The sequence below is a fragment of the Streptomyces panacea genome, assembly GCF_040560175.1.
Classification (GTDB): domain Bacteria; phylum Actinomycetota; class Actinomycetes; order Streptomycetales; family Streptomycetaceae; genus Streptomyces; species Streptomyces panacea.
On sequence record NZ_JARJHW010000106.1, the window covers coordinates 1 to 25,134 of the forward strand.

The following is a 25,134-nucleotide window of genomic DNA, read 5'->3' on the forward strand; positions in this document are numbered from 1 at the left end:
TAAGAGACAGCTTTCGCCCCGGCTCCCGGGCCCGCGCCGCCCCCGCGCGTGGCCGCGTCGCGTGCGCGCTGCCGACGGCCCATCTGGCGGACCTTCCGTACGGAGGCGATGACCCCGGCGACGAGCGTGCCGCCGTACAACCAGCCCGCCTGCACGGCGAGCGCGGTGACGACGGCCATCGTCTGCCCGCCGAAGCCGGCCGTCCCGCCGGAGATCGGGAGGGTGCCGAAGGCGAAGGCGATCGGCACGCTGATCGGGGCGGTCACCAGATCCGCGGTCCGCACCCAGAGCGCGGTCAAAGCGCTGACCGGCAGGAACAGCACCCCGTAGACCAGGGGCTCACCGTCGAACAGCAATTCGTCCAGGCATCCGACGACGAACATCGTGGCGGCGGCGAAGAGACCGGCGCCCAGTCCGGTCAGCCGGGGATTCGGGAGTCTGCGCAAGGTGAGCACGACGGGTGGCACCCTGCGCGCGGTCGGCGCGGGGACCCGGTAGACGGCCTCGGCGACGGCGCCCTGCGGACGGAGAGGGCTCTGCGCCGACCGCGGCCGGCGCTGGGGGGGACGTGTCCTGTGCTGCTCCACCGGAACAACCTAGGTCGCGTGGGCGTCGGATTCAGGCGATGGACACGCCCTTTGGGCGACCTTGGCGTTGCGTTCGACGGACGCTGGGCGTGTCGCGCCGAGGGGTGCCGCCATCTGCCGTACCGACTGCCGTCGGCCGCGGGGACGGCCCGCCCGTAAACTGGGGGATCGGCCCGCATCCGGGCCGCTCAGGCTCAGCCAGTCCTCACTTCAGGAAGTCGCCAACGTGTCGCTCACGATCGGAATCGTCGGTCTGCCGAATGTCGGCAAGTCGACCCTGTTCAACGCCCTGACCAAGAACGACGTGCTGGCGGCCAACTACCCGTTCGCCACGATCGAGCCCAACGTCGGCGTCGTCGGCGTCCCCGACCCGCGCCTGGCCGTCCTCGCCAAGATCTTCGACTCGCAGAAGATCATCCCCGCGACGGTCGACTTCGTCGACATCGCGGGCATCGTGCGCGGCGCGTCGGAGGGCGAGGGCCTGGGCAACAAGTTCCTCGCGAACATCCGTGAGTCCGACGCGATCTGCCAGGTCATCAGGGCGTTCAAGGACGAGAACGTCGTGCACGTCGACGGCAAGGTCTCGCCGAAGGACGACATCGAGACGATCAACACGGAGCTGATCCTCGCCGACCTCCAGTCGGTCGAGAAGGCCGTCCCGCGGCTGACGAAGGAGTCCCGCCTCCAGAAGGAGAAGGTCGCCGTCCTGGCGGCGGTCGAGGAGGCCCAGAAGATCCTCGAAGCCGGTACGACCCTCTTCGCCGCGGGCATCTCGGCGGGCACGGAGAAGGGCAGGCTCCTCCACGAGCTGCACCTGCTCACCGTCAAGCCCTTCCTGTACGTCTTCAACGTCGACGAGGACGAACTGGTCGACGAGGACTTCAAGAACGAACAGCGCGCCCTCGTCGCCCCGGCCGAGGCGATCTTCCTGAACGCCAAGATCGAGTCCGAACTGATCGAACTGGACGACGACGAGGCACTGGAACTGCTCCAGTCCATGGGCCAGGACGAGCCCGGCCTGGCCACCCTCGGCCGCGTCGGCTTCGCGACCCTGGGCCTTCAGACCTACCTCACGGCAGGCCCGAAGGAGACCCGCGCCTGGACGATCAAACAGGGCGCCACGGCCCCCGAGGCGGCCGGCGTGATCCACACCGACTTCCAGAAGGGCTTCATCAAGGCGGAGGTCATCTCCTTCGCCGACCTGGTGGAGGCGGGCTCGGTCGCCGAGTCCCGCGCCAAGGGCAAGGCCCGCATGGAGGGCAAGGACTACGTGATGCAGGACGGCGACGTGGTGGAGTTCCGCTTCAACGTGTAGCGGCTGACATATCACCACGTCACTGATCTGGCAAACATGCAGGTCAGATGGGGTCCGACTCTTCTGGGTCGGGCCCTTAGTTTTTTCCCGTGCTGGGATGGTGCTGGGATAGCTCACCCCTCGTCACCTGTCATCACCCCTGATCATCCTTACCGTGCTGGGATCGTGCTGGGATGGGATGGGGGGTGCCCGTGCTGGGATTGGCGCGAGCGGCGCTGGCCGAGTGTGAAGGTAGTGCGGGCGTGGCACTTTTCCTACTCGTTTGACACAATCGAGTTATGGCTGAGACGACGTACAGCATCGGGGAAGGGCCGGCGACGCGGGTGAGCTTGTCGCTGGCTGAGGGGACCGCGGAGGCGATTCGGGCTCGGGTGGGCAAGCGGGAGTTCTCCGCGTTCATCGCCGAGGCGGTCGAGCGTGAGCTGCGCGGGCAGGTCCTGGACGAGTACCTGGCGGACTACGAGAGCCGCAAGGGGTCGGTCTCCGAGCCGGTTCGTCAGCGGGCGCGGCAGGTCTTCGACGAGGTGTTCGCCGAGGAGGCCGAGTGGCCCGCCGCAGGCTGAGTCACGAGGGGACGCTGGTCCTCGACAGCGAGGGACTCTCGAAGCTGCTCGCTGACGAAGAGCAGGTGGTGGCCCTGATCGCTGAGGCGCGGTCGCGCGGTATGGAGGTCGTGATCAGTGCGCTCACCATCATCGAGGCCGTCCACGCGCGTACGAACAAGTCCCGCCTGAACTGGGTGCTTTCCGGGCTGCGGGTCGTCCCGGTCGGTGACGAAGAGGCGAGGGCTGCCTCGAAGTTGCTGATGAATGCCGGGTTGCACGGACACAAGTACGCGATCGATGCGGCCGTTGCCGAGGCCGCGCTGCGACAGCACCGCCCCGTGGTCATGCTGACTTCCGATATTGACGACATGGCCAAGTTGTGCGGCGAGCGGGTCCGGCTCGTGGCGGTGTGATTTCCCTTGGTCCGGCTCAGTAGGAGCGGGGTCCGTAGGGGCTCCAGTGACCGAGGAAGGGCTTGAGGTCGTCGCCGCTGGGTTTCGGTGGCGTGGGCAGTTTCGGCGCTGAGGCCGATTCGGTGAGGTTTCGGAGGTGCGCGTCCGCGAACGCGAGCCACGCCTCGACCTCGGTCCGCTTCTGCCCGGGCGGAAGTGATGTGGCATGGACGCCTACTGCTGCGACGTATTCAGTCAGGCGGCTGGCCTGGTACCAGGTGTCTGCCTGTTCTCCGAGGTATTTGACGCGGTAGGCGTGGGCGTAGGCGGCGTGGGCTTCCTGCATGGCGGCTTCCCAGCGCTTTCGCTCTACCTCTCTGGCTTTCTGGTCCGCGAGGCGTTTGCGCTCCGCGGCTTCGCCACGGAGGCTGACCTCCTGCACGATCTCGGCGAGTTGTTCTTCCAGAGGCCGGTCGGGGAGATCTGCCCATTCGCTTGCACGGTGCGGGCTGCCGCCGCGGAGTATGAAACGCAGCCGGCTGGAGGAGGTGTAGTCGAAGCGGGGGATGCGCATCCATGAGTACTTCTTGGCGTCGGCCAGTTCCTTGTCTGTGGGGACGTGTTCGCTGCGGTCCTGTTCTTGGAGGACGAGGAATCCGACACTTTCGCCTTGGGCGGTGATGGAGAAGTGCGGTGGTGCCTTGCGGCGCCGATGGGGCGGGGGCGCGCCTTGTGTGGTTCCGAGCGATGCCTTGTGGCCTTGGGCTGTGGTGGCGGCGATGAGGGTTTGGATGATGCGCAGGGCTCGGCCCTGGAGGGGTTTGGTCAGGCCCATGGGCTGCGGCTGCGTTTGGAGGGCGGCCACGACGGCATGGGGTTTGGTGAGTCTGGCTGGCACAGGGAGCGGGGTGAGTTCCGCGAGTCGCCAGGCAGGGATGTCGACCAGCTTGACCTCGTAGCCACAGCGGGTGCGGTATCCGTGGAGTTCCTGCGTGTGGGGGATCTTGCCGGACTTGCGGGCGGCGTTGACCCGCGACGCCCAATTCACCGCCTGCGGGCCGGATTCGATGGGCTTGATGAGACAGCCGTCGTTCGCAACGGCCAGTTCATCGAGTAGCTGGTCCGCGTAGTTCGCAAGGGCCTTCGGCACGGCTCGGGGGCGCGGCGGTGCCGGTTTTCGGGCGGGGCGCTCCGGCGGTCGGGTGCTCTGCTCCACGGGGTGGATGCCGCGTTCGATGAGATGCTGCCGCCCCTTCTCGGTGAGGTGAGCGCTCCGATGCCGGCGACGTTTGGTGACCTTGATGAGCCCTCGGTTCTGCAGGGCTTGTCCGCTGGTCTTGTACGTGCTGTCCGGCCAGACTCCGTCGGGACACCCCTGGCCCACCCAGTCGAGCACGGCCTGCTGCCGCTTGTTGAGGGCCTGTTCCATGTAGCCTCCCGCCGTTCCCTGGGTGCCCCGCCCCCGGAGACGATGCCCGCTGCCCTTGCGGGAATTCTGGGTTGTTGAAAGGACTCCTCGTTCGGATGAGAGATATAGAGGGCGTGTTTACGGCGAGAGTCCCGGGCGGCTACGCAGCCTCGTCGCGCATGGCGGACTGGGCCGACTCGCTTTCGATGCCGATGACTTCGATGGTCACGCCGCGAGCGGCGAGAGCCTTCGCGGTCTGGGCCAGGGTGATGGCGGAGAACGGGAAGAGGGAGTCCGGCGTGAGCTTGGCTCCGTCCTTCAGAAGGATCGCGAAGACGACGCGGCGCGGGGTGAAGTCCTCGGGGATGCTGCGGGCCGGATCGCTGTTGACGTGTACGGACCGGGCGAACTCCGCGCGTACGGCCGCGTTCTCGAAGAGGAGCTCAACGGAGACGCGCGCCTGGCTGAACAGGTGACTCAGCGGGCTAGAGGAGTGCGCGGGCTTCACGAGGACAAGAGTGTCGTCCTCGGTGAACAGGTCGCAGATCTCGACGGAGTTGCTCGCCCGAAAGGGGTTGTGGACATTCTTCTTGTCCAGGCAGACCCAGCCGCGGCGGGCCTGGGCGGCCAGCTTGTTGTAGTCGCCTTCGTCTACGGGACGCATCACGCGGATACCCTTCCTGTTCAGCTTCTCGACGAGCGGCCAGCGGGGGAGGTCGACGGAGGGCGCGTCGGGGAACAACGGGGCCACGGTCTCGCTGACGTTGCGCAGGTAGCCCGCCCCGAGCTCGTACCACTCATCGTCGAGCAGGCAGAACGTGCGGGAGTCGAGGGAGAAGGTGGCCTCGATCCACTTCATGGCGGATTCCTTGGACAGGGCTTCGAGGGAAGCGGTGCGAGGGGCGAGTGCGGTCCGCGCGGCGAGCGTGTCGCGGAACAGTTCGACGGCGCCCTGTCGGAGGGCCTTGACGCGTGTGCCTGCCTTGATCACGCGGGCCCGCTCCAGGACGTAGTCGAGACTGAACTCGTCCTGGAGGTGGGGCGGGCAGGATCCGATCTTGATGGTGCAGGCGGTGGACCGGGACAGGTCGGCGCTCTGGGAGAAGGGGACAGCGCTGACGACCCGGCCGTCTGCGGGACGGCCGAGCGTGGCGTCCAGTTCCGCGTCGAGCGCGTCGATGAGGGAAGGGTCCTTGATCGCGGTGATGTGCTCGACGAAGGCCAGGTCGGGGTGGGGAACGACGTGCTCGCAGATCGCGGCGATGGCGCGGATGTCCTTGATCAGTGTGGCGGGGGTGGTGCCGAGTTTGATACGGAGACCGATGCCGCCCTCCGCGGTCATGGCCCCGTTCCTGGTGCCGCTCCCTGCGGTGAGGTCGACTTCGTCGAGGTAGCCGCCGAGGTGGCGGATGATCCGCCCGTGGTCCCGGAGTCCGAGTGCCGGTACGGAGGCGCCGGCAGGGATCAGGGAACTGTCGATGCGCGCCTGGCCGAGGACGCTGGCGGTGAAGTCCCGCACCTGACGCGGGTTGATGGCGCGGATGCCGAAGGACAGACCGAAGTGCGCGTCCTTGAGCTGGGTGGGGAGAAGCCGGTAGCCCTGGTCGAAGCCGATCGCGTACACCACGTCGTCGACGGCGAGCACGAGCAGTGCGCCGGTGCGCTGCTCGCTCTGCAGCAAGTCCGATTCGCCGGCGAGCCGGAGGACATCCTTGCCCCAGGCGGCTTCCTCCTTCGCTACGGCGAAGGACACCGCGAGGGCGGGAACTCCCGTGTGATCGCTGACGTCGCGCACGACAGCGTCCAAGGTGTCGAGGGCGTCGACGTCGAGGGCTTCGAGCATCGACTCAGGGATCGCCTTGACGTGGGTCAGGCGGTACAGGGTGCGCTTCGACGCGGTGCTGGACACAGAGGTCTCCTGGGGCGAGGTTGCGGTGCGGTTCGGTAACACGAGGGGCCTTACGGGACGGGTGGTGTCGAGGCGGACAGGGGTGAGTGCCGTGCAAGGGAGCAGAGGTGCGGCGATGAGGACGCCGGTGCGATCAGACTCGTATGGGGCCGGCGTCCCGGTGGGTGGTGCCGGGGTGATGGTGACGAAGGTGCCAGAAGATCAGAGGTGAAATTGTTCGAGAACCTGATAACCCTGGTTATCAACTGCTGGCGAAGCTGAGAGCTCGGGCGGCTGTAGCGTGTGAGGTGCACTGGGAGAAACGTTCTCGACCGAGAGCACGAGGCAGTCGTCACGAAGGAGCGGAACCGCATGGCCGGCACACGTGAGGCAACCGCTCCCATCCTGCCGGAGGAGACCTCCTGGCGGATCAGTTACGCCGAAATCGGGAACTTGGCCCAGGTCCAACGGCCCGTTGTTACCACCTGGGTGCGCCGGCACGCGGACTTCCCTGAGCCCGTCGCATACGAGGGAGTCAGCCCGCTCTTCGACGGCGGCGCAGTCGCCGAATGGCTGCTGTCCACCGGCCGCGGCAATGCTGGCTCCGACCAGATTCAGGCGGAGTGGGTGCTGCACACCCTGTCCGCCTGGCGGCGCACGATCCCTGCCCGCACGCTGGTCGACACGGTGACCGCGCTGCTCTGCCTGCGCCAGCTCCTCGACGAACCGCTCTCCGAGCTGCCGTGGCGCACGATCCTGGAGCGCGCCTCGGAGACCGACTTCGAGGACACCTACCTCCACAAAGAACTGCGCGACCTGCCGGACGCTGAACGTCAGGGCCCTCTGCTCGCTGTACTCGCCGACCACCTCACCGAGGCCGCCTACACCCCGGCCGACGCGCTCGAAGGGGTCATGGACGCGCGCCGCCGCCTGGGCTGCGACGACCTCGCCGCCGACGAACCGGTTCCGCTGGTGAGTCGGGCGATGGCCCACCTGTCCGGCATCGCGCGTCTGAACGAGCGCGAGCAAGGGGCGACGGCCGCCGTCCTGTACCCCAGGAGCGGAGATCTGCTGGTCGCCCTGCGCGAAGCAGTGTCCGACGCCGAGGGCATGCCCTTCTTCCTCTCCGCGGATCCGATGCCGGACCTAGCCCGGCTCGCCCGCCGCCGCCTCATGGCCCAAGGCGTCCAGGAGTACGAGATGGACCTCGTGGACGGCGAGGAACTGGCCACGGACGACTGGGGAGACCCGCACGTCGTCGTTTGTGCCCTCCCCTACGAGGCGGCCGAGACCCGCAGCTCGCTCGCCGTCCTGCAGAACCTGGAGGACCTCACCGACCTCATCGCCGAGGACTGCACGGCCATCGTCCTGGGCCCCGCCGATGCGCTCGTCCGCCCCCTGCCCGCACGCGGGGAAGCAGACCGCCTGCGCCGGGGCTTCCTGGAACAACACCTCCTAAAGGCCGCGATCAGCCTCCCCGAAGGCGTACTCCCTTTCCGCCCGGCCCACCGCACCGCGGTCTGGGTCCTGCACCGCACCCCCGAAGCACAGCGCACCGGCCAGGTCCTCCTCGCCGACCTCTCCTCACGCACCCTTACCGCGCAGGCCCTGGACACGCTGGCCGAGGACATCGACATCTTCCGTGACGCCGGCTGGCGGTCGGACGGCCGTCACGAACCGCGCAACGCCGTCATCGTCCCGGCCACCGCCCTGACCGGCGCACCGGGCACTGCGTTCACCCCGCAGCACCGCTCGCACGCCGACCGCTACACCCACACCGTCGTCGAACGCCCGGCCCGCATCTCCGAGACCGAACTCCGCCTCCAGCAGCTGATCGACGCCACCCGTAGGGCACTCGACCAGGCGCCAACGATCCGCGCCAACGCCGTCCTGCGCCCCGACGACCAGCCGGCCCGCCGTACTACCGTGGCCCGCCTGCTCAAGGACCGCCGCCTGCGCCGACTGCCTGGCCACCGCATCGCCGCCGAACACCTCCTCACCGGAGGCAAGGGCCACTACACCGTCCTCACCGCGGCCGAGATCACGGGCAGCGCGCCAGTCGACAGTCACCGCATAGACCGCGCCGTACTGCTCAACACCTACGAGCACGCCTACTTCACCGAACCCGGCGACATCGTCGTCACCGCCACCCCGAGCTTCGGCGCGTACGTCGACGACGAGGGCCTGTCCGTGGTCGCCTTCCCTGCTCGCGTCCTGCGCGTACGAGCCGACGCTGAGCATCCCGTACGGCCCCGTGTCCTGGCAGCGCTCCTGCGCTCGGCGGCGGCCGAACACCGGCGGGTGAGTGGCGCGGTCCGCTCCGCCCGCCGCATAGAGGACCTCCTCATCCCCGACCTCCCCGGCGACGAGGCCGAGCGGTACGACGCGCTCCTGGCAGACATCGCCCGCCGTACGGCCCTGCTGCGCCAGCACGCGGCGGCCCTCGACGACCTGACTTCCCTGACCGCCGCCGGCCTCGTCGACGGCACGCTGACCCTCACCGAACCCCCTCTCGTCTGATCTCTCGTCCGACTCTTGAAGGAGACCCGAGCGCCCATGCCTCCCCGGAAGAAGAAGCCCGCCGACCAGGCGGAGTTGTTCACCGCCTCAACGCCCAAGGAGATTCAGGCCATCCTCTGGAAGGCCGCCGACAAGCTGCGCGGCTCCATGGACGCCAACCAGTACAAGGAATTCGTCCTCGGACTGATCTTCCTCAAGTACGTCTCCGACGCCTTCGAGGAGCGCCGCGAGCAGCTCGCCAAGGAGCTTGCGGAGGAGGGCATCGCGGAAGACCGTCTGGAGGAGTTCCTGGAGGACCAGGACGAGTACACCGGGCATCACGTCTTCTGGGTCCCCGAGGGCGCCCGCTGGTCCTCGATCTCTGCCAACGCCAAGAGCGGCAACGTCGGCGAGGTCCTCGACCAGGCGATGGACGCCATCATGAAGGCCAACCCTTCACTGACCGGCGTCCTCCCCAAGATCTTCAACAAGGACAACGTCGACAAGAAGCGTCTGGCCGAACTCGTCGATCTCATCACCGACGCCCGCTTCGGCGGCAGCGACGACAAGCCTGCCCAGGATGTCCTCGGTGAGGTCTACGAGTACTTCCTCGGCAACTTCGCGCGGGCGGAGGGCAAGCGGGGCGGCGAGTTCTACACCCCGAGCAGTGTCGTCCGCCTGCTGGTGGAGGTCCTGGAGCCGTACGAGGGCCGCGTGTACGACCCGGCCTGCGGCTCGGGCGGCATGTTCGTCCAGGCCGCCAAGTTCATCGAGGCCCACCGTGGCCGCGGCCACAAGGCTGACATCTCCGTCTACGGCCAGGAGCTCAACGAACGCACCTGGCGCCTGGCCAAGATGAACCTCGCCATCCACGGCATCGACGGCAACCTCGCCGCCCGCTGGGGCGACACTTTCGCCGACGACAAGCACTCGGACCTCAAGGCCGACTACGTCATGGCCAACCCACCCTTCAACATCAAGGACTGGGCGCGCAACGAGTCGGATTCGCGGTGGAAGTACGGCGTCCCGCCGAAGGGCAACGCCAACTACGCCTGGCTCCAGCACATGATCAGCAAGCTGGGGGAGCGGGGAACAGCGGGCGTCGTCCTCGCCAATGGCTCGATGAGCAGCCAGCAGAGCGGGGAGGGGGAGATCCGGCAGGCGCTGGTGGACGGGGACATGGTGGCGTGCATGGTCGCGCTGCCGGCGCAGCTGTTCCGGACGACGGCGATCCCGGCTTGTCTCTGGTTCCTGGCGAAGGACAAGTCGCCTGGGGGTGTGAAGGGGCAGAAGGTCGCGGCTGCGGATCGCCGGGGCGAGATTCTGTTCATCGATGCCCGGGACATGGGCGAGATGGTTGACCGTACTGAGCGGGTGCTGACGGAGGCCGACCTCGCGAAGATCGCGAGGACGTACCACGCGTGGCGCGGGACAACGAGCGCGAAGGACGCGGGGGAGGTGTACGAGGACGTGCCGGGGTTCTGCGCGAGCGCGAACCTGAAGACGGTCCAGGAGCACGGTTACGCGCTGACGCCTGGGAGGTACGTCGGGACGACCGAGGCGGAGGAAGAGGATGCCGAGGCGGTTGCAGAGAAGATCTCGCGGCTGACCGAAGAGCTGTACGAACTCTTCGATAAGTCTGATGAACTGGCTAGCAAAGTACGCGAGCAGCTGGGAGCTCTCAGCGGTGAATGACGAGATTTCCGTGAATGGTGTACGTGTGCCGCTTGACTTTCCCCGCGTTCCAGCTGGTTGGGACTGGAAGTCGCTAAATGTTCTTTGCGAGGGAATCTATGATTGTCCGCATTCAACTCCGGATCTGACCGATGACGGTCCATACCTCGCGCGCACCCAGGATTTTCCTGATGGGGCGCTATCGCTTAACGGAATGGCTCAAGTCTCGCGTACTACCTATCTGGATAGAGTGCGTCGGGCGATCCCCGCGCATGGTGATTTGCTGTACAGTCGCGAGGGGAGTTACCACGGCATCGCGGCGGAGATCCCTGAGGATGTCGAGATTTGCATGGGGCAGAGGATGGTACTAATCCGGCCGGACCAGGACCTCCTAAACTTTCGGTTCTTGAAGTATTGGCTCAATTCGAGATTCGTCCGGGACTTCATTTCTGGAATGCGCGAAGGGTCTGGAGCCCCACGAATCAACTTGCCTACTGTGCGCGGTATGGCAGTTCCGGTTCCTGCGGTGAGGGAGCAGGAGGCTATTTCTTCGATTTTGGGGGCGCTGGACGACAAGATCGCCGTCAATGAGCGCATTGCGACAGTTGCAAGAAGCTTGGCTGTGAGTATTGGAAAGCGGCAGATTTCACAGATCCGTGGCGAATCGGCCTCTCTCGGTGCTTATGTGTCGCTAGTGAAGGGAAACTCGTATAAGAGTGCAGATGTTGGGCACGGCGCTCAGTGGCTCGTATCGCTCAAGAGCATTGGGCGAGACGGCTCGTATCGACCTTCGGGACTCAAGCGGTTTGCCGGAGATTTCAAACCGCAGCAACGCCTGGGGAGCGGGGAAGTGGTGGTTGCCCATACGGACCTCACGCAGAAGGCGGAGGTTCTTGCTCGGCCTGTTCGCGTTCCAGAGGTTGGCCCTGAAGTTCACGTCGCGAGTCTAGACCTTGCGATTGTGCGGCCTTCTCGACTTCTCACGAACGAGTATCTTCTGGCTTTGCTGAGCAGGGAAGATTTTCGAAACCACGCCCTGGGGTTCAGTAACGGAACCACGGTTCTCCACCTGAGTGTAAAGGCGGTTCCCTCGTATGAATTCGTCCCGCCCGGCGAAGATCTAGTTGACCGTGTTACTGCGAAAATGCGTCCGCTGCTGAAGCGTGCCGACGCTTCCGAGAAGGAATCTGAGACTCTTTCTGTGCTCCGAGATACCCTCCTCCCCCAGCTCATGTCCGGCCGCCTCCGCGTCAAGGATGCCGAGAAGATTGTCGAGGACCACGTATGACCACGCACGGGAACGACAATGGCAGCAGCGACACCCCCACTCCCGGCACTCCGACCCCCGGCAACTTCCGCCCCCTCGAACTCGACTGGGAGCTACTCGCCCTCGAAGAGCTCCTGGAGTTCGACTGGCCGAAGGCCGAGGGCAACGAGCTCGCCCCCGGCTCCGGTCACCGCCGTTCCTGGGACGACCTGATCCTCTACTCCGATCTCTGCGATGCCATCGAGCGGCTCAACCCCGCCCTCCCCCTGGAGGCGGTCCGTGAGGCCCTCGCGACCGCCGCGACCCCGGCCTCCCAGGACACGTACGAGGAGAACCGGACCGCGCACGGCTACCTGACCGACGGCGTCCACTCCGTCACGTACACCGACGCACTCGGCGCCGAGCACACACCGACCGTCCGGATCGTCGACCTGGAGAACGCGGACGCGAACACGTACCGCGCCGTCCGTCAGGTGACCGTGATCAACGGCGAGCGCAACCGCCGCTTCGACCTCGTCCTGTACGTCAACGGCCTCCCACTCGCCGTCATCGAGCTCAAGCGGGCCGGCGACCCGAACGCCACCCTCGCCGCCGCGCACACCCAGATCCGGCACTACGTCGAGGAGTTCCCGACCGCCTTCCGCTACAACGCGGTCGTGCTGCTCTCCGACGGGATCACCGCCAAATACGGCACTCCCTTCACCCCGTACGAGCACTTCGCCCTGTGGAACACCGACGAGTTCGGCGCCCGCGTGGACACCGTGGACGCTGCCGCCGTCCACGCTGATGTCGACATCCCGACTGGCCAGGACCTCGCCCTGCACGGCCTGTTCACCCAGCCCCGTTTCCTCGCCCTGGTCCGGTCCTTCATCAACTTCGTGCCAGCCAAGCGCATGAAGCGCATCGCGAAGCCCCACCAGTACTTCGCGGTCACCCGCGCCGCCGACGCCGTACGCCGCGCCGCCGCGACCGACGGCAAGGCCGGTGTGGTCTGGCACACGCAGGGCTCGGGCAAGTCCGAGGAGATGGTGCTGACCACCAACCTCGTCATGCGCGACCCCGCCCTGCACAACCCCACCGTGGTGGTCGTCACCGACCGCACCGACCTCGACGACCAGCTCTTCGACACGTTCAAGGAGAGCGAGGTCCTCCCGGAACAGCCCCACCAGTTCCTCAACCGCTCCGAACTCCGAGAAGAGCTCGCCGCCAAGCGCACCGGCGGCATCCTCTTCACCACCCTGCAGAAGTTCGGCCGTACCAAGCAGGAGAAGGAATCCGGGACCGACCACCCGCTCCTCTCCGAGCGGCGCAACATCGTCGTCGTGGTCGACGAGGCCCACCGCAGCCACTACGACCACCTCGACGGCTACGCCCGCCACCTGCGCGACGCGCTCCCGCACGCCACGCTGCTCGCCTTCACTGGCACCCCGATCTCCGAGGCCGACCGCAACACCCGCGAGGTCTTCGGCGACTACATCGACACCTACGACCTCAAGCGGGCCGCCGACGACGGCGCGACCGTGAAGGTGTACCACGAGAGCCGCGTCGTCCAGCTCGTCCTCGACCACGACGTCGACCCCACCACCATCGACACCGAGGCCGACCGCATCACCGACGGCCTGGACGACACCGAGCGCACCCGCGTCGAGCAGGCCGTCGCCACCATGAACGCCATGTACGGCGCCCCCGCCCGGATACGCGACCTGACCCAGGACCTGGTCGAGCACTGGGAAGCGCGCCGCGCGGCGATGCTGCCGTTCGTCGCGGACGCCGACGACGCACCCGGCGGAGCCCCCGGTAAGGCGATGCTCGTCTGCGCCACCCGCGAGATTTGCGTCCTCGTCTACGACGCCCTGCGTGAACTGCGCCCCGACTGGCACACGGACGACCCCACCACCGGCGCCATGAAGATCGTCTACTCCTCGGACTCCCGCAAGGACAACAAGGAGCTACGCGCCCACGCCCTGCGCGACTCCCAGCGCAAGGCCGTCATCAACCGTGCCAAGGACCCCGAGGACGAACTCCAGCTCCTCGTCGTCAACAACATGCTCCTGACCGGCTTCGACGCGCCGGCCATCCACACTATGTACCTGGACCGGCCGCTGCGCGGCGCCGGCCTGATGCAGGCCCTCGCCCGCGTCAACCGCCGCTTCCGCAAGAAGGAGGACGGCCTCCTCGTCGGCTACGCGCCGCTCACCGAGAATCTCCAGAAGGCCATCGCTGAGTACTCTGCCGACGACCAAGCGGACCAGACTCTCGGCCAGGACATCGACCGCGCCCTGGACGAACTACGCAACGAGTACGACATCCTCGATCAGATGCTCCTCGGCTGGAACTGGCGCGAACGCCTCTCCCGCCCCGACCCGAAGGCATTCATCAAGGCGGCCTACACCACGGCCGAGTACCTCCGAAGCCCCGCCACCCCGGGCAACAACCCCGACCAGCTCGACGACCCGAACCAAACCCTCAGCCGCCGCTTCCGTGAACACGGCTACCGCCTGGAACGATTCTTCGCCCTGGCCGGTTCCTCCGCCGACATCTCCTCCCGGTTCACTGACCAGCCGTACTGGAAGCGCGACATCCAGTTCCTCGTCGAGGTCCGTACGTACATGGCGAAACTCGATGCCATGGACCGTGAGGCCCAGGGTCTGCCTGTAGCCCGCGACGTCGCCCTCTACCTCTCGCAGCTCACCTCAGCCGTCGTGGAGACCGGCGGCGTCACTGATCTCTTCTCCGAGGCCGGACTGGACAAGGCCGACCTCACCCACCTCAACGACGCACTCGTCGGCCGCCTGCAGAACAGCGAAACCCCGCACCTGGCCGCCGAAGCCCTGCGCCGCCTGGTTGAGCAGAAGATGCGAGAGCAGACCCGGCACAACATCGTCCGCCAGACCGCGTTCTCGGAACGCCTCCAGGATCTGATGGCCCGCTACATGCGGCAGCAGCTCACCAGTGCCGAGATCATCGCCCAGCTGGTGGAACTGGCCAGGACAGTCGCCGAGGACGCCCGGCGTGGCGAGAAGTTCACCCCGCCGCTGGGTGATGACGAACTCGCCTTCTACGACGCGGTCGCCGACCTCGGCAGCGCTCGCGACCTCATGAGCGACGAGATCCTCTCTGGTATCGCCCGGGATCTCGTCGTCCAGGTCCGCAAGAACCTCAAGAAGGACTGGATCGCCCGCGAACCCGTCCGCGCCAAACTCCGGGCCACCATCAAGCGCCTCCTGGCTCGCCACGGCTACCCGCCGGAGCAGTCGGAGGACGCGATCAAGCTGGTGATCCGTCAGATGGAGCACTTCGCTGACCGGTGGTCCCAGGACGGCTCGGCCGCCGACGCATAGCCCTCGTCCGTATGGCTCCTTGCCCCAGCACAGCGCTTGCTTGGCGCGGCGGTTCTCTGCCCAGTTGGATGCCCCGTGTTGAGACCGGCATCGGACGTGTCCGCTCCCCTTGCTCAAAAGCAAATTCCAGTGCTGCGCGACGCGGAGAGCTCCCGGCCGCTACTTTCGAGTCCGCGGAACGGTCCGCAGAACGGTAGAGCAGTCTGGGGGAGTTAGGGCATGTCGCAGAGAGCGCTGCTGTTGATGGTGGTCGTCCTGGCGTCTGTGGTGGTGGGGCTCGTGGCAGGCATTCTCGAGTTTGCGGGCGCGGGGAAGATTGTCACAGCTGTCAAGTACGGCGGTGGTGCCTGTGGAGTCGCCATGCTCATCGGACTGGCCACTGTTACGTGGCTGATGTCGTCGTGATCCCGAAGGAGCGAGGGGAGCGCCTGAAGTACCGGCGAGTGCTACTGGCCGTTGGGAAGCTGCGCAGCACGACTGATGCCGAGACGACGTACCGACTCGCCTTTCAAGTGGTCTACCTCCACTGCTGGTCCAGCCATGGAGCAGCAGTGGAGCCGGGGCGCCCGTGGCGACCCGGCTCGGGGTCCGCGGGTGCGATGCTGAATGCGATCTGGCCGCGTACGCCCGTCGCTCGTACTTACAACCTGCCCGCGTGCCGCGACGAAGGCGTGAGCCGTCCCTTCGAGCTCATCGATCCGGCTCTCCACGAGCTGATCGTGGAGGTTCGGCGGCTGGAGCCCGACGTGGGGCTCTTCGATGTGTTGCTCGACATGTACTCGACGCGCTATTCGCGCGGCGGTGACTACTTCACGCCGAATGATCTGGCGTACCTCTTCGCAGGACTGGCCGCTCCCCGAGGAGGCGAGGTGGTTCGGGATCCGGTGTGCGGAAGCGGGCGACTACTGCGAGCCGCCGCCTACCGGGCTCGCACCCAAGGCGGCGAGGTGCGCTTGTCCGGAGCGGATCTCAATCCGACGGCACGCTATGCCGCGGCCGTCAACCTTGCCCTGCACGGATTCCGTGCCGACCTCGGCAAGGGAGAAGCTGACAGCCTTCGGGCTGGGACGTCGCCGGAACCGGCCGACGTGATCGTCGCCAACCCTCCTGTGAACCTGCGAGATTGGGGGCATGGCGAACTCAAGGACGACAGACGGTGGACCCTGGAGGTACCACGGTCGGGCAACGCGAACTTCGCCTGGGTCCAGCACATTCTTGCCGACCTGACGCCGCAAGGGCGGGCCGTTGTCCTGCTCTCCCCCGGAGCAGCCCACAGCAGCAATAGCACCGACGGACTGATCCGTCGCAGGTTGCTCGAAAACGGTCTGGTTGTAGGCGTCGTGGCTCTGCCGGCATGGCTCTTTCCACACACCAGCACGAGCATGACGCTGTGGCTGCTCGCCAAAGGGGAGCGGCCGAACACCCATCGGGTCCTGTTCGCGGATGCAGGAAAACTGCCGACAGCGAGGGACGGGTCACGGCGCATTTTCGACCAGGACTCGGTCGACCGCCTTCTGCAGATCTTCGGTGAGTGGCAGGGCCTCCGGCGCTGTGAGGACGAGGGCGCTCCCGAATCCGCTCCATGGTGCCGTGCGGCGAGTCTTGAGGAAATCGCTGATGCGGGCTTCGACCTGACTCCCGCACGCTACGTACAGAACGGGAGCACCGCGCAGCTGCATTCAAGAGACGGAGACCGGAACCGGAAAGCTGAGCTGTATGAGTGCATGGACTGTAGCGCCGCAGCCAGGCAACGAGTCCGTGATGCGCTGGAGAGCAGGCATGACTACAGAACTGGATGATTTCCCCGCTCCGTGGCCCGTCGTTGAGTTGCGTCAGTTCCCAGGGGTCGAGTACGCCGCCTACGGAATTGCGCGACAGCAGAAGGCATCCGATGGAATCCCTATGCTCCGCGCCACAGAGATTGTCGAAGGAGATGTACACGTCCAGGAGTTCACATTTGTGCCTCCCGACGTGGCCAGACGCCACCCACGCAGCACGCTGAGACCTAGGGACCTCCTTGTCGTCCTCGTGGGGCGCGTGGGGGAGGCGGCGGTAGCAGGGGAGGAGCACGCAGGATGGAATGTCGCCAGGTCGCTCGCGGTCGTCCGCTGGACACCAGAGGGCCGCGCCCAACAATGGGATCTGTGGCTTCGATGGTGGCTGAAGACCTCACAGAGCCACAGCTATCTCACGCTGTCCTCGTCGAACGCCGAGCACATGACCTTGCCCCTGCAGGCACTCAACCGACTTCCCGTGCCAGTGCCTCCAAAGCCAGTGCGGGAGAGACTGCTTTCGCTGATCTCGCTTGCCGAGCGCAAGAATGCGTTGAACACCCAGATTGTGGATTGCGCGACGGAACTAGCGGATGCGCATTTCATCGAGGCGCTGCAAACGTGCGGACAAGGTCCGGATACCGAGCGCGCAGTGGGCGAGGTGGGTCAGATTACGGCTGGTGTGGCACAGTCTGCGCCCGACAGCGAGCAGTCGGCTATGCCGTGGGTGTCTCCCCGCGAAGTACTGAACTGCAGGACAGTACATCTGGGTGCAGTGACTTCACGCACCGTGGCGCAAGCGGAGAGTGTATGCCCGTCCGGCAGCCTCTTGATCGCGCCCCGTCCCGGGGAGGTGCGGACCGTGCTCACTACTACCCCTGTAGTGCCAGGTCGGCGGACGCTCGCGATTTACACGGAGTCCGAGGTCGATCGGATGTGGTTGTTGCACTCGCTGCGTTACCGGAGGCGGGAGTTGACGGCCGTTACGCAGGGTGAGCAGGCTCGCGCGATGAGGCGCAAGGACTTTTCCCGTTACAAGATCCCATGGCCGACCGATGCGGTGAGGCGGGACTTCGCCAGGCGTGCTGCTGCCCTTCACGACCTCGCCTACGCCTCCGCCAGGGAGCGACACGTGATGGAGGAGCTGGTGGTGCACGAGCTGGAGAAGGGGGGCCTGGCGCGTCTCACTTCGGCCAGCTGAATGCCGAGCTGATCCACGTTGCCCCTCTCTGGAGCACGGAATCCAACGCTCTGAACGAACGGCGCAGTACCGCGCGCACCTGACCAGCCATGTTTGGGGCACCCCCGACAGGACTCGAACCTGCGGCCAAGCGCTTAGAAGGCGCCTGCTCCATCCGCTGGGCTATGCAGGCTGGCCTGGGACAGCGCGGAAGCTTCTGACTATGCCCCGCCAAACCGGGGGGGGGTATACGGGATCTATGGACGCTCGCGCCGGCTCCGGGGTTTGGACTTGCATTCTGGGCGGCGGCCAGGTGTCGGAGCTGGCCGCCGGCGTCCGGGGAGACCGCGAGCGAGCGTGAGCGCTGTGCTGCTCTGCGAGGTTTGGCGCGGTGGTACGAGCCTGATGTGGCGTGTGTAGAAGTTCCGCAGACTTCAGGCATGTGCGGGCGTTGCCGGGTAGCGTTGGCGATCTTCGGTCTTCTTGTACTTTGTCGCGCATCCCGTGCTGGGATGGTGCTGGGATGTGCCTGTATTTCCGCAGGTCACAGCCTTGTGGTGGAGTTCCGCTTCAACGTCTGACGGGCGTTTCCGGAACCGAACGGATGGCGCGGGAGGCGAACGGCTGGGTGGGCTGCCCGGCTGTTGTCGCCCGGCCGGCTCGCGCTGGGCATGATGGCTGTCGGTGTGACCGGTCCGTCACGCGTTCGTCGTCCTGAGGGAGTGCGCACATGTCCTATCCGGAGCCCCGTCACCACGGGGACAAGGGCGAGGTCAACGCGGTTTTCCGGCCCGCGAGTACCCCTGCCGACGTGCGGTCGCCGTCGGGGGCCGAGACGCACTTCGTGGCGTCCGGTGTGTCGACCGGCGGGGAGTTCGGGCTCTACCGGATGGACATGGTGCCCAAGGGCGGTGGCCCGAGCACTCATTTCCACAAGACGATCTCGGAGTCGTTCTACATCCTGGAGGGCGTGGTCCGGCTGTACGACGGTGAGCGCTGGATCGACGCGGAGAAGGGCGACTTCCTGTACGTGCCGCCGGGCGGGCTGCACGGTTTTCGCAACGACTCGGACGCGCCCGCCTCCACGCTCATCCTGTTCGCGCCGGGAGCACCGCGCGAGGAGTACTTCGAGAAGGTCTCCACGGTCGGGCGGATGACGGACGAGGAGCGCACGGCGTTCTTCATCAAGCACGACACCTACTGGGTGGACTGAGGGACACCGTTCAACGGGCGGTGTCGGTCGAGCCGTTGTCGGCGGAGCCGTATCTGCGGCAAAGTGCCTGCGTACACCCCTCGTTACTACTTCGGGTGAACCCATGGCCCATGCTTGCGGTCAACAACCAACGGTTGCCAGGGTGTTGCTGTCTGTCAACCTGTTGGGAGTGGCCCTGTGGCATTCGGTGAGCAGCCGGCCTATCTGCGTGTCGCCAGTGATCTTCGGCGGAAGATCGTCGATGGCGCTCTGCCGCCGCACACCCGGCTGCCGTCGCAGGCCCGTATCCGTGAGGAGTACGGGGTCTCGGACACAGTCGCGCTGGAAGCCCGCAAGGTGCTGATGGCGGAAGGGCTCGTAGAGGGGCGTTCCGGGTCGGGCACCTACGTCCGGGAGCGGCCCGTCCCGCGCCGCATCGCCCGTTCCGGCTACCGGCCGTCGTCCGGTGCCAACCCCTTCCGGCAGGAGCAGACCGAGGACGGGGTGCGCGGTACGTGGGAGTCGAGGAGCGACCGGGACGAGGTGGCGCCGGAGATCGCCACGCGGCTCGGGATACAACCGGGCGACCCGGCGATGCGTACGCGCTACGTCTTCAGGGACGCGGGGGAGCCGATGATGCTCTCCACCTCCTGGGAGCCCCTGGAGGTCACGGGGCGCACGCCGGTGATGCTTCCCGAGGAGGGGCCGCTCGGCGGGTGCGGGGTCGTGGAACGGATGGCGGCCATCGGTGTCGTGGTGGACAACGTGGTGGAGGAGGTCGGTGCGCGCCCGGGGCTGGCGGAGGAGCTCCTGTCGCTCGGCGGAGTGCCCGGTCATGTCGTGATGGTCCTGGAGCGGACGTACTACGCGTCCGGCCGCGCGGTCGAAACGGCGGACATGGTCGTTCCGGCGGACCGCTATCGCATCGCCTATCACCTTCCGGTCAGATGACGGTCCGGTGAGGACCGGCTGACCGAAGCATCGCCTCATCCGTCCAGGGGTGGCGATGTGCGGCCCCAACAGGACGTCATACGCGGGGAGATGGCGGGTATTCACATCTGCGTGCCCTCGGAGGCTCCGAATCTTCTTGGCCAGATGTGTACCTCTTTGTACAAACGCGCATCCGCTGAGTGAAGGTCAGGCGTAGGCTCGGGCATATGCGGATCGGGGTTTCCAGGAGGTCGTCCGAGTGGTGCGGGCCGTTGGTGGGAGGGGCACGATGACCGACAGCGGAGCTGTGCTGCCCTGGCTGGTCATACGTCAGGACGACAACGGAAACCGGTATCGCGTGGGCAGGTACGCCACCAAGGACGAGGCCCAGAGGACGGCCGACAGCCTCGACGCCAAGGGGCACGAGCAGCTCTACTGGGTCGAGCGCTTGCAGCAGACCAGCCGCTGAGCTCGCCGACCGAGGACCGTGCCCCTCGTGGAGTGCACGCCGTCGACCAGGTTACGCTCCGGCACATGAGTGACGGCGGAGCTGCAACGGTCTTGATCGACACGGTCGCGTGGGTCCGAGTGGAGCAGGGCCGGATCCTCTGCGCGCGTTCCCGCGGGAAGGATGTCTTCTACATCCCCGGCGGCAAGCGCGAAGGCGCGGAGACCGATCTGGAGACCCTGCTGCGCGAGGTCGAGGAGGAACTGGCTGTGGCCGTCCTTCCGGCCACGACGGCCCATCTGGGTACGTACGAGGCCCAGGCCCACGGTCAGCCCGACGGTGTCCTCGTCCGGATGAGTTGTTACTCCGGCGACTACCGGGGTACGCCGGCTGCCAGCAACGAGATCGAGGAGATCCGCTGGCTCTCCTACGGCGACCGGGGCCGGGTGGCCCCCGTCGACCAGCTTCTCTTCGACGATCTCAGGGCATCGGGCGAGCTGACATGAACCTCCGTCAAGATAATTCTTCTCGGATTACGGGTATGTGCTGACCAACCCCCCTATAAAGGGCATGGGCCTGCTGTCAGTCTGGGGAAGTGGTCGGCTTGATCAAGGCGGAGAGCACCTACGCCGAGTGGACCTTCCCTGCCGAGCCGGATGCCGTACGAACCGCACGCCACGCGGTACGCGACGCCCTCGGGGTCTGGCGTCTCGACCACTCCGTTCGCGATACGGCCGTCCTGCTGGTCAGCGAACTGGTCACCAATTCCCTGCAGTACACACGGGGGCCGATCGGTGTCAGGCTGGCTGTTGTTCCCGTAGGCCCTGCGGACCTCACCGGTACCGCGCTGCTGGTGGAGGTGTCCGATCCGCTCCCCGATCCGCCGACCGCACGGTCCCCCGGCCCTGATGACGAAGGGGGCCGTGGGCTCCAGCTTGTCGCTTGCTCCGCGCGACGCTGGGGTACACGCCGGGGGAATACGGGTAAGACGGTGTGGTTCGAGCTGCCGCTCCCTGGTTAGGAGTGTGGAGGGACAACGATCACGTAGGTCTCGGCTCAAAAAGAACGAGACTGTGCTGTGATCGTGAACGCCGTACCGGTCAGGGCCGTAGTGCTGAATACTGCGGGGATGGCCGGTCCGGTGCGTGAGCTGGAGGGGACGGTCGCGTGAGCGAGATACCTGGAACGGCGGACGACGTCGTGTGGCAGAGCAGTCCGCCCGGCTCGATCTATGACTACATAAGGGTCGCTTCCTTCTCGATCGGCCCCGACGGGCTGGTCGACCAGTGGAGTCTGCGAGCCGCTGAGCTGTTCGGGATCACTCCCGAGGAGGTCAGGGGCAAGGACCCGGTCGAGGTGTTCGTGCCCTCCGACCTGCGTACGCGAGGGCACAGCAGGATCGCCGAGATCCTCGACGGCAAGGAGTGGACCGGGCTCGTCCCGTTCCAGGTGCCCGGCGAACGTGGGCTTCACGGCCTCGCCGAGGTCTATGTGATGCCCAGTGAGACCGAGAACGGCGAACGGGCCGCGCTCTGCATCGTCGTGGACGTCCGCGCACTGCGTCAGATCGAGACGGAACTCGCCTCGTCGCAGGCCATTTTCGGCCAATCTCCCTTTGGCTTCGTGCTGTTCGGTACGGACCTCACCGTCCAGCGGGCCAACCAGCGCTTCGCCTCGGTCTTCGGGGGCACGGCGGACGAGCACCGCGGACGCACGGTCCACGACTATCTCTCCCGTCCCGAGGCAGATCGGTTGAACGCCTCGCTCAAGCGGGTCCTGGAGACCGGCGAATCCGCCACCGACATCCAGATAGTCGGCGTCGCCCCCGGCGGCAAGGAACGCCGGCACTGGTCGGTCAACCTGTACCGCGTGCTCAGTGGAGCCGGCCGCACCATCGGAGTCGCCGGGCTCGGCAGCGACGTCACACGCCGTCAGATCGCCGCACGTGAGGCCGCGAGCGCCCGCCGCAACCTCGCGATCCTCAACGAGGCGAGCGCCCGCATAGGCAACTCCCTCGACCTGGAGACCACCGCCAAGGAACTCCTCGACGTCGCCGTCCCCGGCTTCTGCGACCTCGCGTCCGTCGACCTCTACCAGGGGCTGCTCACCGGGGACGAGGCCCCGCCCGGACGCGGCGGCTCCTCCGGCTCCGAGTCCGGCGGCGGCAGCGCCACCCTGCGACGCGTAGCCGTCGCCAGCGCCGTCGCCGACGCACCCCTGCTCGGAGCGGACCTGACGGGCGAAGGCGCGGTCGAGCCCCCCGCGGCCGGCGCCGTCCACCGGTATCCCTTCAACTCGCCCTGCGCGAACGCCTTGCGCACCGCCCGGGTCCAGACGGTGCCCGGCGGACCAGGCAGCCTCATCCAGTCCACCTTCGCCGTACCGATGGTCGCGCACGACACCGTCGTCGGACTCGCCCAGTTCTCCAGGACCAAGGGCAGCGAGCCCTTCGGGGAACGGGACCGCGCCCTCGCCGTGGAACTCGCGGCACGCGCCGCCGTCTGTATCGACAACGCCCGCCTCTACCGGAGGGAGCACGAACGCGCGCTGATACTGCAGCGCAGTCTGCTCCCACCGGGCGACCCCGAGGCCGCAGGGCTGGACATCGCCTGCCGCTATCTGCCGGGCAACACCGCCACCGAGGTCGGCGGCGACTGGTTCGACGTCATCGAACTGCCCGGCCACCGGACCGCGCTGGTCGTCGGTGACGTCATGGGGCGGGGGCTGCGCGCCGCCGTCGCCATGGGTGAACTGCGCACGGCCGTACGCACCCTGGCGCTGCTCGACCTGGAACCCGCCGAGGTCCTGTCCGCACTGGACGAGATCGCCCGCGGTCTCGGCACACCGAGCGGTGCCCAGCAGGCCTCGCGTGTCGCCCACAAGTCGCGGGACGCCGACCTGTCCGAGGTGTATCTCGCGACCTGCGTCTACGCCGTCTACGACCCGGTCACCCGCCGTTGCACCTTCGCCAACGCCGGACATCCCCCTCCGGTGCTCGTCGAACCCGGCGAGGAGGCGCTCCTCCTCGACGTACCGCCCGGGATGCCCCTCGGAGTCGGCGGAGAGCCGTTCGAGCAGGTCGAGGTCGAACTTGCCGAAGACGCACTGCTCGCGCTCTACACGGATGGTCTCGTCGAATCCCGTGACCATCCGATCGACGAAGGGCTGACGGCCTTCCGCCGGGCGCTCACCAATCCCGTACGGCCCCTGGAAGACGTCTGCGACCACGTACTCAACACGCTCGACACCCGGCACGGTGAGGACGACATCGCGCTGCTGATGGCCCGCATTCAGGGGCTGCCCGCCGATGCCGTCGGGGACTGGCAACTGCCGCGCGAGCCACGTTCCGTCGGCCGCGCCCGTGAGGTCGCCCGCGCCCAGCTCCACTCCTGGGGCCTCGAACCGCTGGTGGACACCGTCGAACTGCTTGTCAGCGAGCTGGTCACCAACGCCATGCGCTACGGCGAGGGTGAGATCAGGCTGCGGCTGCTCCGCGACCGCACACTCGTCTGCGAGGTGTGGGACGCGGGCCTCGTACAGCCGCGCAGGCGACGGGCGCGCGACACCGACGAGGGTGGGCGTGGACTCCAGCTCGTCGGGCTGCTCAGCGCGGCCTGGGGATCGCGCCGCACCCCGCGCGGCAAAACGGTCTGGTTCGAACTCGCCCTGCCCGACGGGGACTCGACGACGGAGCCCACCGTCGAACAGCTCCTCAGCATGTTCTGACTCGGGACCGTCCTCGTCGGCCGGCCCACAAGAACGGGTCGGTCGGACCGGGCCCACCATGCCCGGCGGCAGCGGCAGGGGAGTCAGGCGCTCGTCAGCGCGGTCGGCCGTGCCTCGATCTCCGCCGGGTCCCCGAGGCTCTCCAACTGCGCGAACCGGGCGTCCAGCGGCGAGTCGGCCAGCTCCTGCTTGCCCGTCGCTCCCGCCTCCTCCCGCCGCGCTTTCTCCTCGAACCGGCCCAGTTCGCTCGTCGGATCCAGCACATCGCTGTTCTTGACCGCGTCCATCGTCTGATTCCGCGCCTGGGCGGACTTGGTCCGGGCCACCGACTTGTCGCGCTTCGACCGCGACTGCGTCAGCTTGGTCGTCAGCTGGTCCAGCCCGGCCTTGAGCTTCGCGACGACCTCCGTCCGGGACGCGATCGTGGGCTCGGCGGTCTTCGCCTCGCTCGCCGACTGGAGCTGTCGGCCGAGCGCCACCTTGGCCAAGCTGTCGAACGTGTCCCCGTCCTCGCTCCGGCCGCCCGAGCGTGATTTGTCGGCTTTCCTGCTTGCGGCAAGGGCCTTCTCGCCCCGCTCCCGGGCCGCGTCCGCATCCTCCTGGTGGTCCAGCTCCCGCAGGCGCAGATTCCCGATCGTGGCGGCGACCGCCTCCTCCCCCTCCGCGATGTTGTTCGTGTAGTCGCGGAGGAGCTGGTCGAGCATCTTCTGCGGATCCTCGGCCTGGTCCAGCAAGTCGTTGATGGTGGCCTTCGCCAGCGGGGCGACACGGCCGGCAATGGTCTGCTTCGTCGGCGTGCTGCTCCTTCTTCGCCTGATGGACAAGGGGAATCGCGTCAGAACCGGCCGCCCATCCGGCCGCGAGTGCCACCGCCGCCGAAACTGCCAGGACCAGCGCCACGGCCACCCCCATGACCACCGCCGAAACCCCCGCCAAAGTCCCCACCCCCTGTCTCTTATACACATCTCCC

Annotated in this window: 20 protein-coding genes and 1 tRNA gene; 16 read left to right on the plus strand and 5 right to left on the minus strand. The window is 66.9% G+C overall.

All coding sequences use genetic code 11. The features are described from left to right. The coding region (locus tag P3L51_RS23070; protein WP_354607195.1) for a DUF6542 domain-containing protein at positions 1–587 on the minus strand (587 nt) is incomplete at its 3' end. A gap of 226 nt (positions 588–813) precedes the next feature. Here P3L51_RS23070 and ychF point away from each other — a divergent pair. From ychF to P3L51_RS23085, 3 genes are all read left to right on the plus strand, one after another. Further along, a complete protein-coding gene (gene ychF / locus P3L51_RS23075) occupies positions 814–1,902 on the plus strand; it encodes a redox-regulated ATPase YchF (RefSeq protein WP_354607196.1) in 1,089 nt (362 codons plus the stop codon). 278 nt (positions 1,903–2,180) lie between these two features. After that, positions 2,181–2,465 (plus strand): hypothetical protein, encoded by a 285-nt coding sequence (locus P3L51_RS23080; protein ID WP_354607197.1) that lies wholly within the window; start codon positions 2,181–2,183, stop codon positions 2,463–2,465. Further along, a complete protein-coding gene (locus P3L51_RS23085; protein WP_037661709.1) occupies positions 2,447–2,860 on the plus strand; it encodes a PIN domain-containing protein in 414 nt (137 codons plus the stop codon). Before P3L51_RS23080 ends, P3L51_RS23085 begins: the two co-directional genes overlap by 19 nt. Before the next feature lie 16 nt (positions 2,861–2,876). On the opposite strand, the gene P3L51_RS23090 is transcribed toward P3L51_RS23085, so the two are convergent. Both P3L51_RS23090 and P3L51_RS23095 read right to left on the minus strand, forming a co-directional pair. Beyond that, the gene (locus P3L51_RS23090) at positions 2,877–4,268 is read right to left on the minus strand and encodes a hypothetical protein (RefSeq protein ID WP_354607198.1); all 1,392 of its coding nucleotides are present in this window, start codon (positions 4,266–4,268) and stop codon (positions 2,877–2,879) included. Positions 4,269–4,407: 139 nt separating this feature from the next. Next, the gene (locus P3L51_RS23095) at positions 4,408–6,156 is read right to left on the minus strand and encodes a DUF6119 family protein (RefSeq protein ID WP_354607199.1); all 1,749 of its coding nucleotides are present in this window, start codon (positions 6,154–6,156) and stop codon (positions 4,408–4,410) included. Between the two features lie 351 nt (positions 6,157–6,507). Here P3L51_RS23095 and P3L51_RS23100 point away from each other — a divergent pair, with 351 nt between their 5' ends. The 7 genes from P3L51_RS23100 to P3L51_RS23130 all read left to right on the plus strand — a co-directional run bounded on the left by P3L51_RS23100 (position 6,508) and on the right by P3L51_RS23130 (position 17,889). Continuing rightward, entirely contained in the window at positions 6,508–8,655 is a 2,148-nt protein-coding gene (locus P3L51_RS23100) for a hypothetical protein (RefSeq protein ID WP_354607200.1), read from the plus strand. A gap of 36 nt (positions 8,656–8,691) precedes the next feature. Continuing rightward, the gene (locus tag P3L51_RS23105; protein ID WP_354607201.1) at positions 8,692–10,329 is read left to right on the plus strand and encodes a class I SAM-dependent DNA methyltransferase; all 1,638 of its coding nucleotides are present in this window, start codon (positions 8,692–8,694) and stop codon (positions 10,327–10,329) included. Continuing rightward, complete coding sequence (locus P3L51_RS23110; RefSeq protein ID WP_354607202.1) at positions 10,277–11,596, plus strand: restriction endonuclease subunit S; 1,320 nt, start codon at positions 10,277–10,279, stop codon at positions 11,594–11,596. Before P3L51_RS23105 ends, P3L51_RS23110 begins: the two co-directional genes overlap by 53 nt. After that, a complete protein-coding gene (locus P3L51_RS23115; RefSeq protein WP_354607203.1) occupies positions 11,593–14,916 on the plus strand; it encodes a type I restriction endonuclease subunit R in 3,324 nt (1,107 codons plus the stop codon). The genes P3L51_RS23110 and P3L51_RS23115 overlap by 4 nt, the downstream gene beginning before the upstream one ends. A gap of 219 nt (positions 14,917–15,135) precedes the next feature. Then, positions 15,136–15,321: a hypothetical protein gene (locus tag P3L51_RS23120; RefSeq protein ID WP_052577077.1), complete on the plus strand. Its 186-nt coding sequence runs from the start codon at positions 15,136–15,138 to the stop codon at positions 15,319–15,321. Between the two features lie 194 nt (positions 15,322–15,515). After that, the gene (locus tag P3L51_RS23125) at positions 15,516–16,715 is read left to right on the plus strand and encodes an N-6 DNA methylase (protein WP_354607204.1); all 1,200 of its coding nucleotides are present in this window, start codon (positions 15,516–15,518) and stop codon (positions 16,713–16,715) included. Then, entirely contained in the window at positions 16,696–17,889 is a 1,194-nt protein-coding gene (locus tag P3L51_RS23130; protein WP_354607205.1) for a restriction endonuclease subunit S domain-containing protein, read from the plus strand. Before P3L51_RS23125 ends, P3L51_RS23130 begins: the two co-directional genes overlap by 20 nt. A gap of 94 nt (positions 17,890–17,983) precedes the next feature. Here P3L51_RS23130 and P3L51_RS23135 read toward each other — a convergent pair. Further along, a tRNA-Arg gene (locus P3L51_RS23135) sits at positions 17,984–18,056 on the minus strand. 542 nt (positions 18,057–18,598) lie between these two features. On the opposite strand from P3L51_RS23135, the gene P3L51_RS23140 reads away from it, so the two are divergent. The 6 genes from P3L51_RS23140 (at position 18,599) to P3L51_RS23165 (ending at position 24,164) form a co-directional block, all read left to right on the plus strand. Beyond that, positions 18,599–19,081 (plus strand): cupin domain-containing protein, encoded by a 483-nt coding sequence (locus tag P3L51_RS23140; RefSeq protein ID WP_354607206.1) that lies wholly within the window; start codon positions 18,599–18,601, stop codon positions 19,079–19,081. 177 nt (positions 19,082–19,258) lie between these two features. Continuing rightward, positions 19,259–20,011 carry a GntR family transcriptional regulator gene (locus P3L51_RS23145; protein ID WP_354607207.1) on the plus strand — a complete coding sequence of 251 codons (753 nt, stop codon included), beginning with the start codon at positions 19,259–19,261 and terminating at the stop codon, positions 20,009–20,011. A 268-nt stretch (positions 20,012–20,279) separates the two neighbouring features. Continuing rightward, positions 20,280–20,459, plus strand: coding sequence for an SPOR domain-containing protein (locus P3L51_RS23150; protein WP_354607208.1), 180 nt, complete (start codon positions 20,280–20,282; stop codon positions 20,457–20,459). Between the two features lie 65 nt (positions 20,460–20,524). Next, the gene (locus tag P3L51_RS23155) at positions 20,525–20,944 is read left to right on the plus strand and encodes an NUDIX hydrolase (protein WP_354607209.1); all 420 of its coding nucleotides are present in this window, start codon (positions 20,525–20,527) and stop codon (positions 20,942–20,944) included. 89 nt (positions 20,945–21,033) lie between these two features. Next, the gene (locus P3L51_RS23160; RefSeq protein WP_354607210.1) at positions 21,034–21,459 is read left to right on the plus strand and encodes an ATP-binding protein; all 426 of its coding nucleotides are present in this window, start codon (positions 21,034–21,036) and stop codon (positions 21,457–21,459) included. Positions 21,460–21,605: 146 nt separating this feature from the next. Further along, positions 21,606–24,164, plus strand: a complete 2,559-nt coding sequence (locus P3L51_RS23165; RefSeq protein WP_354607211.1) for a SpoIIE family protein phosphatase — start codon at positions 21,606–21,608, stop codon at positions 24,162–24,164. 83 nt (positions 24,165–24,247) lie between these two features. Here P3L51_RS23165 and P3L51_RS23170 read toward each other — a convergent pair whose 3' ends face one another. Then, positions 24,248–24,988: a PspA/IM30 family protein gene (locus P3L51_RS23170; protein ID WP_354607212.1), complete on the minus strand. Its 741-nt coding sequence runs from the start codon at positions 24,986–24,988 to the stop codon at positions 24,248–24,250. Between the last annotated feature and the right edge of the window lie 146 nt (positions 24,989–25,134).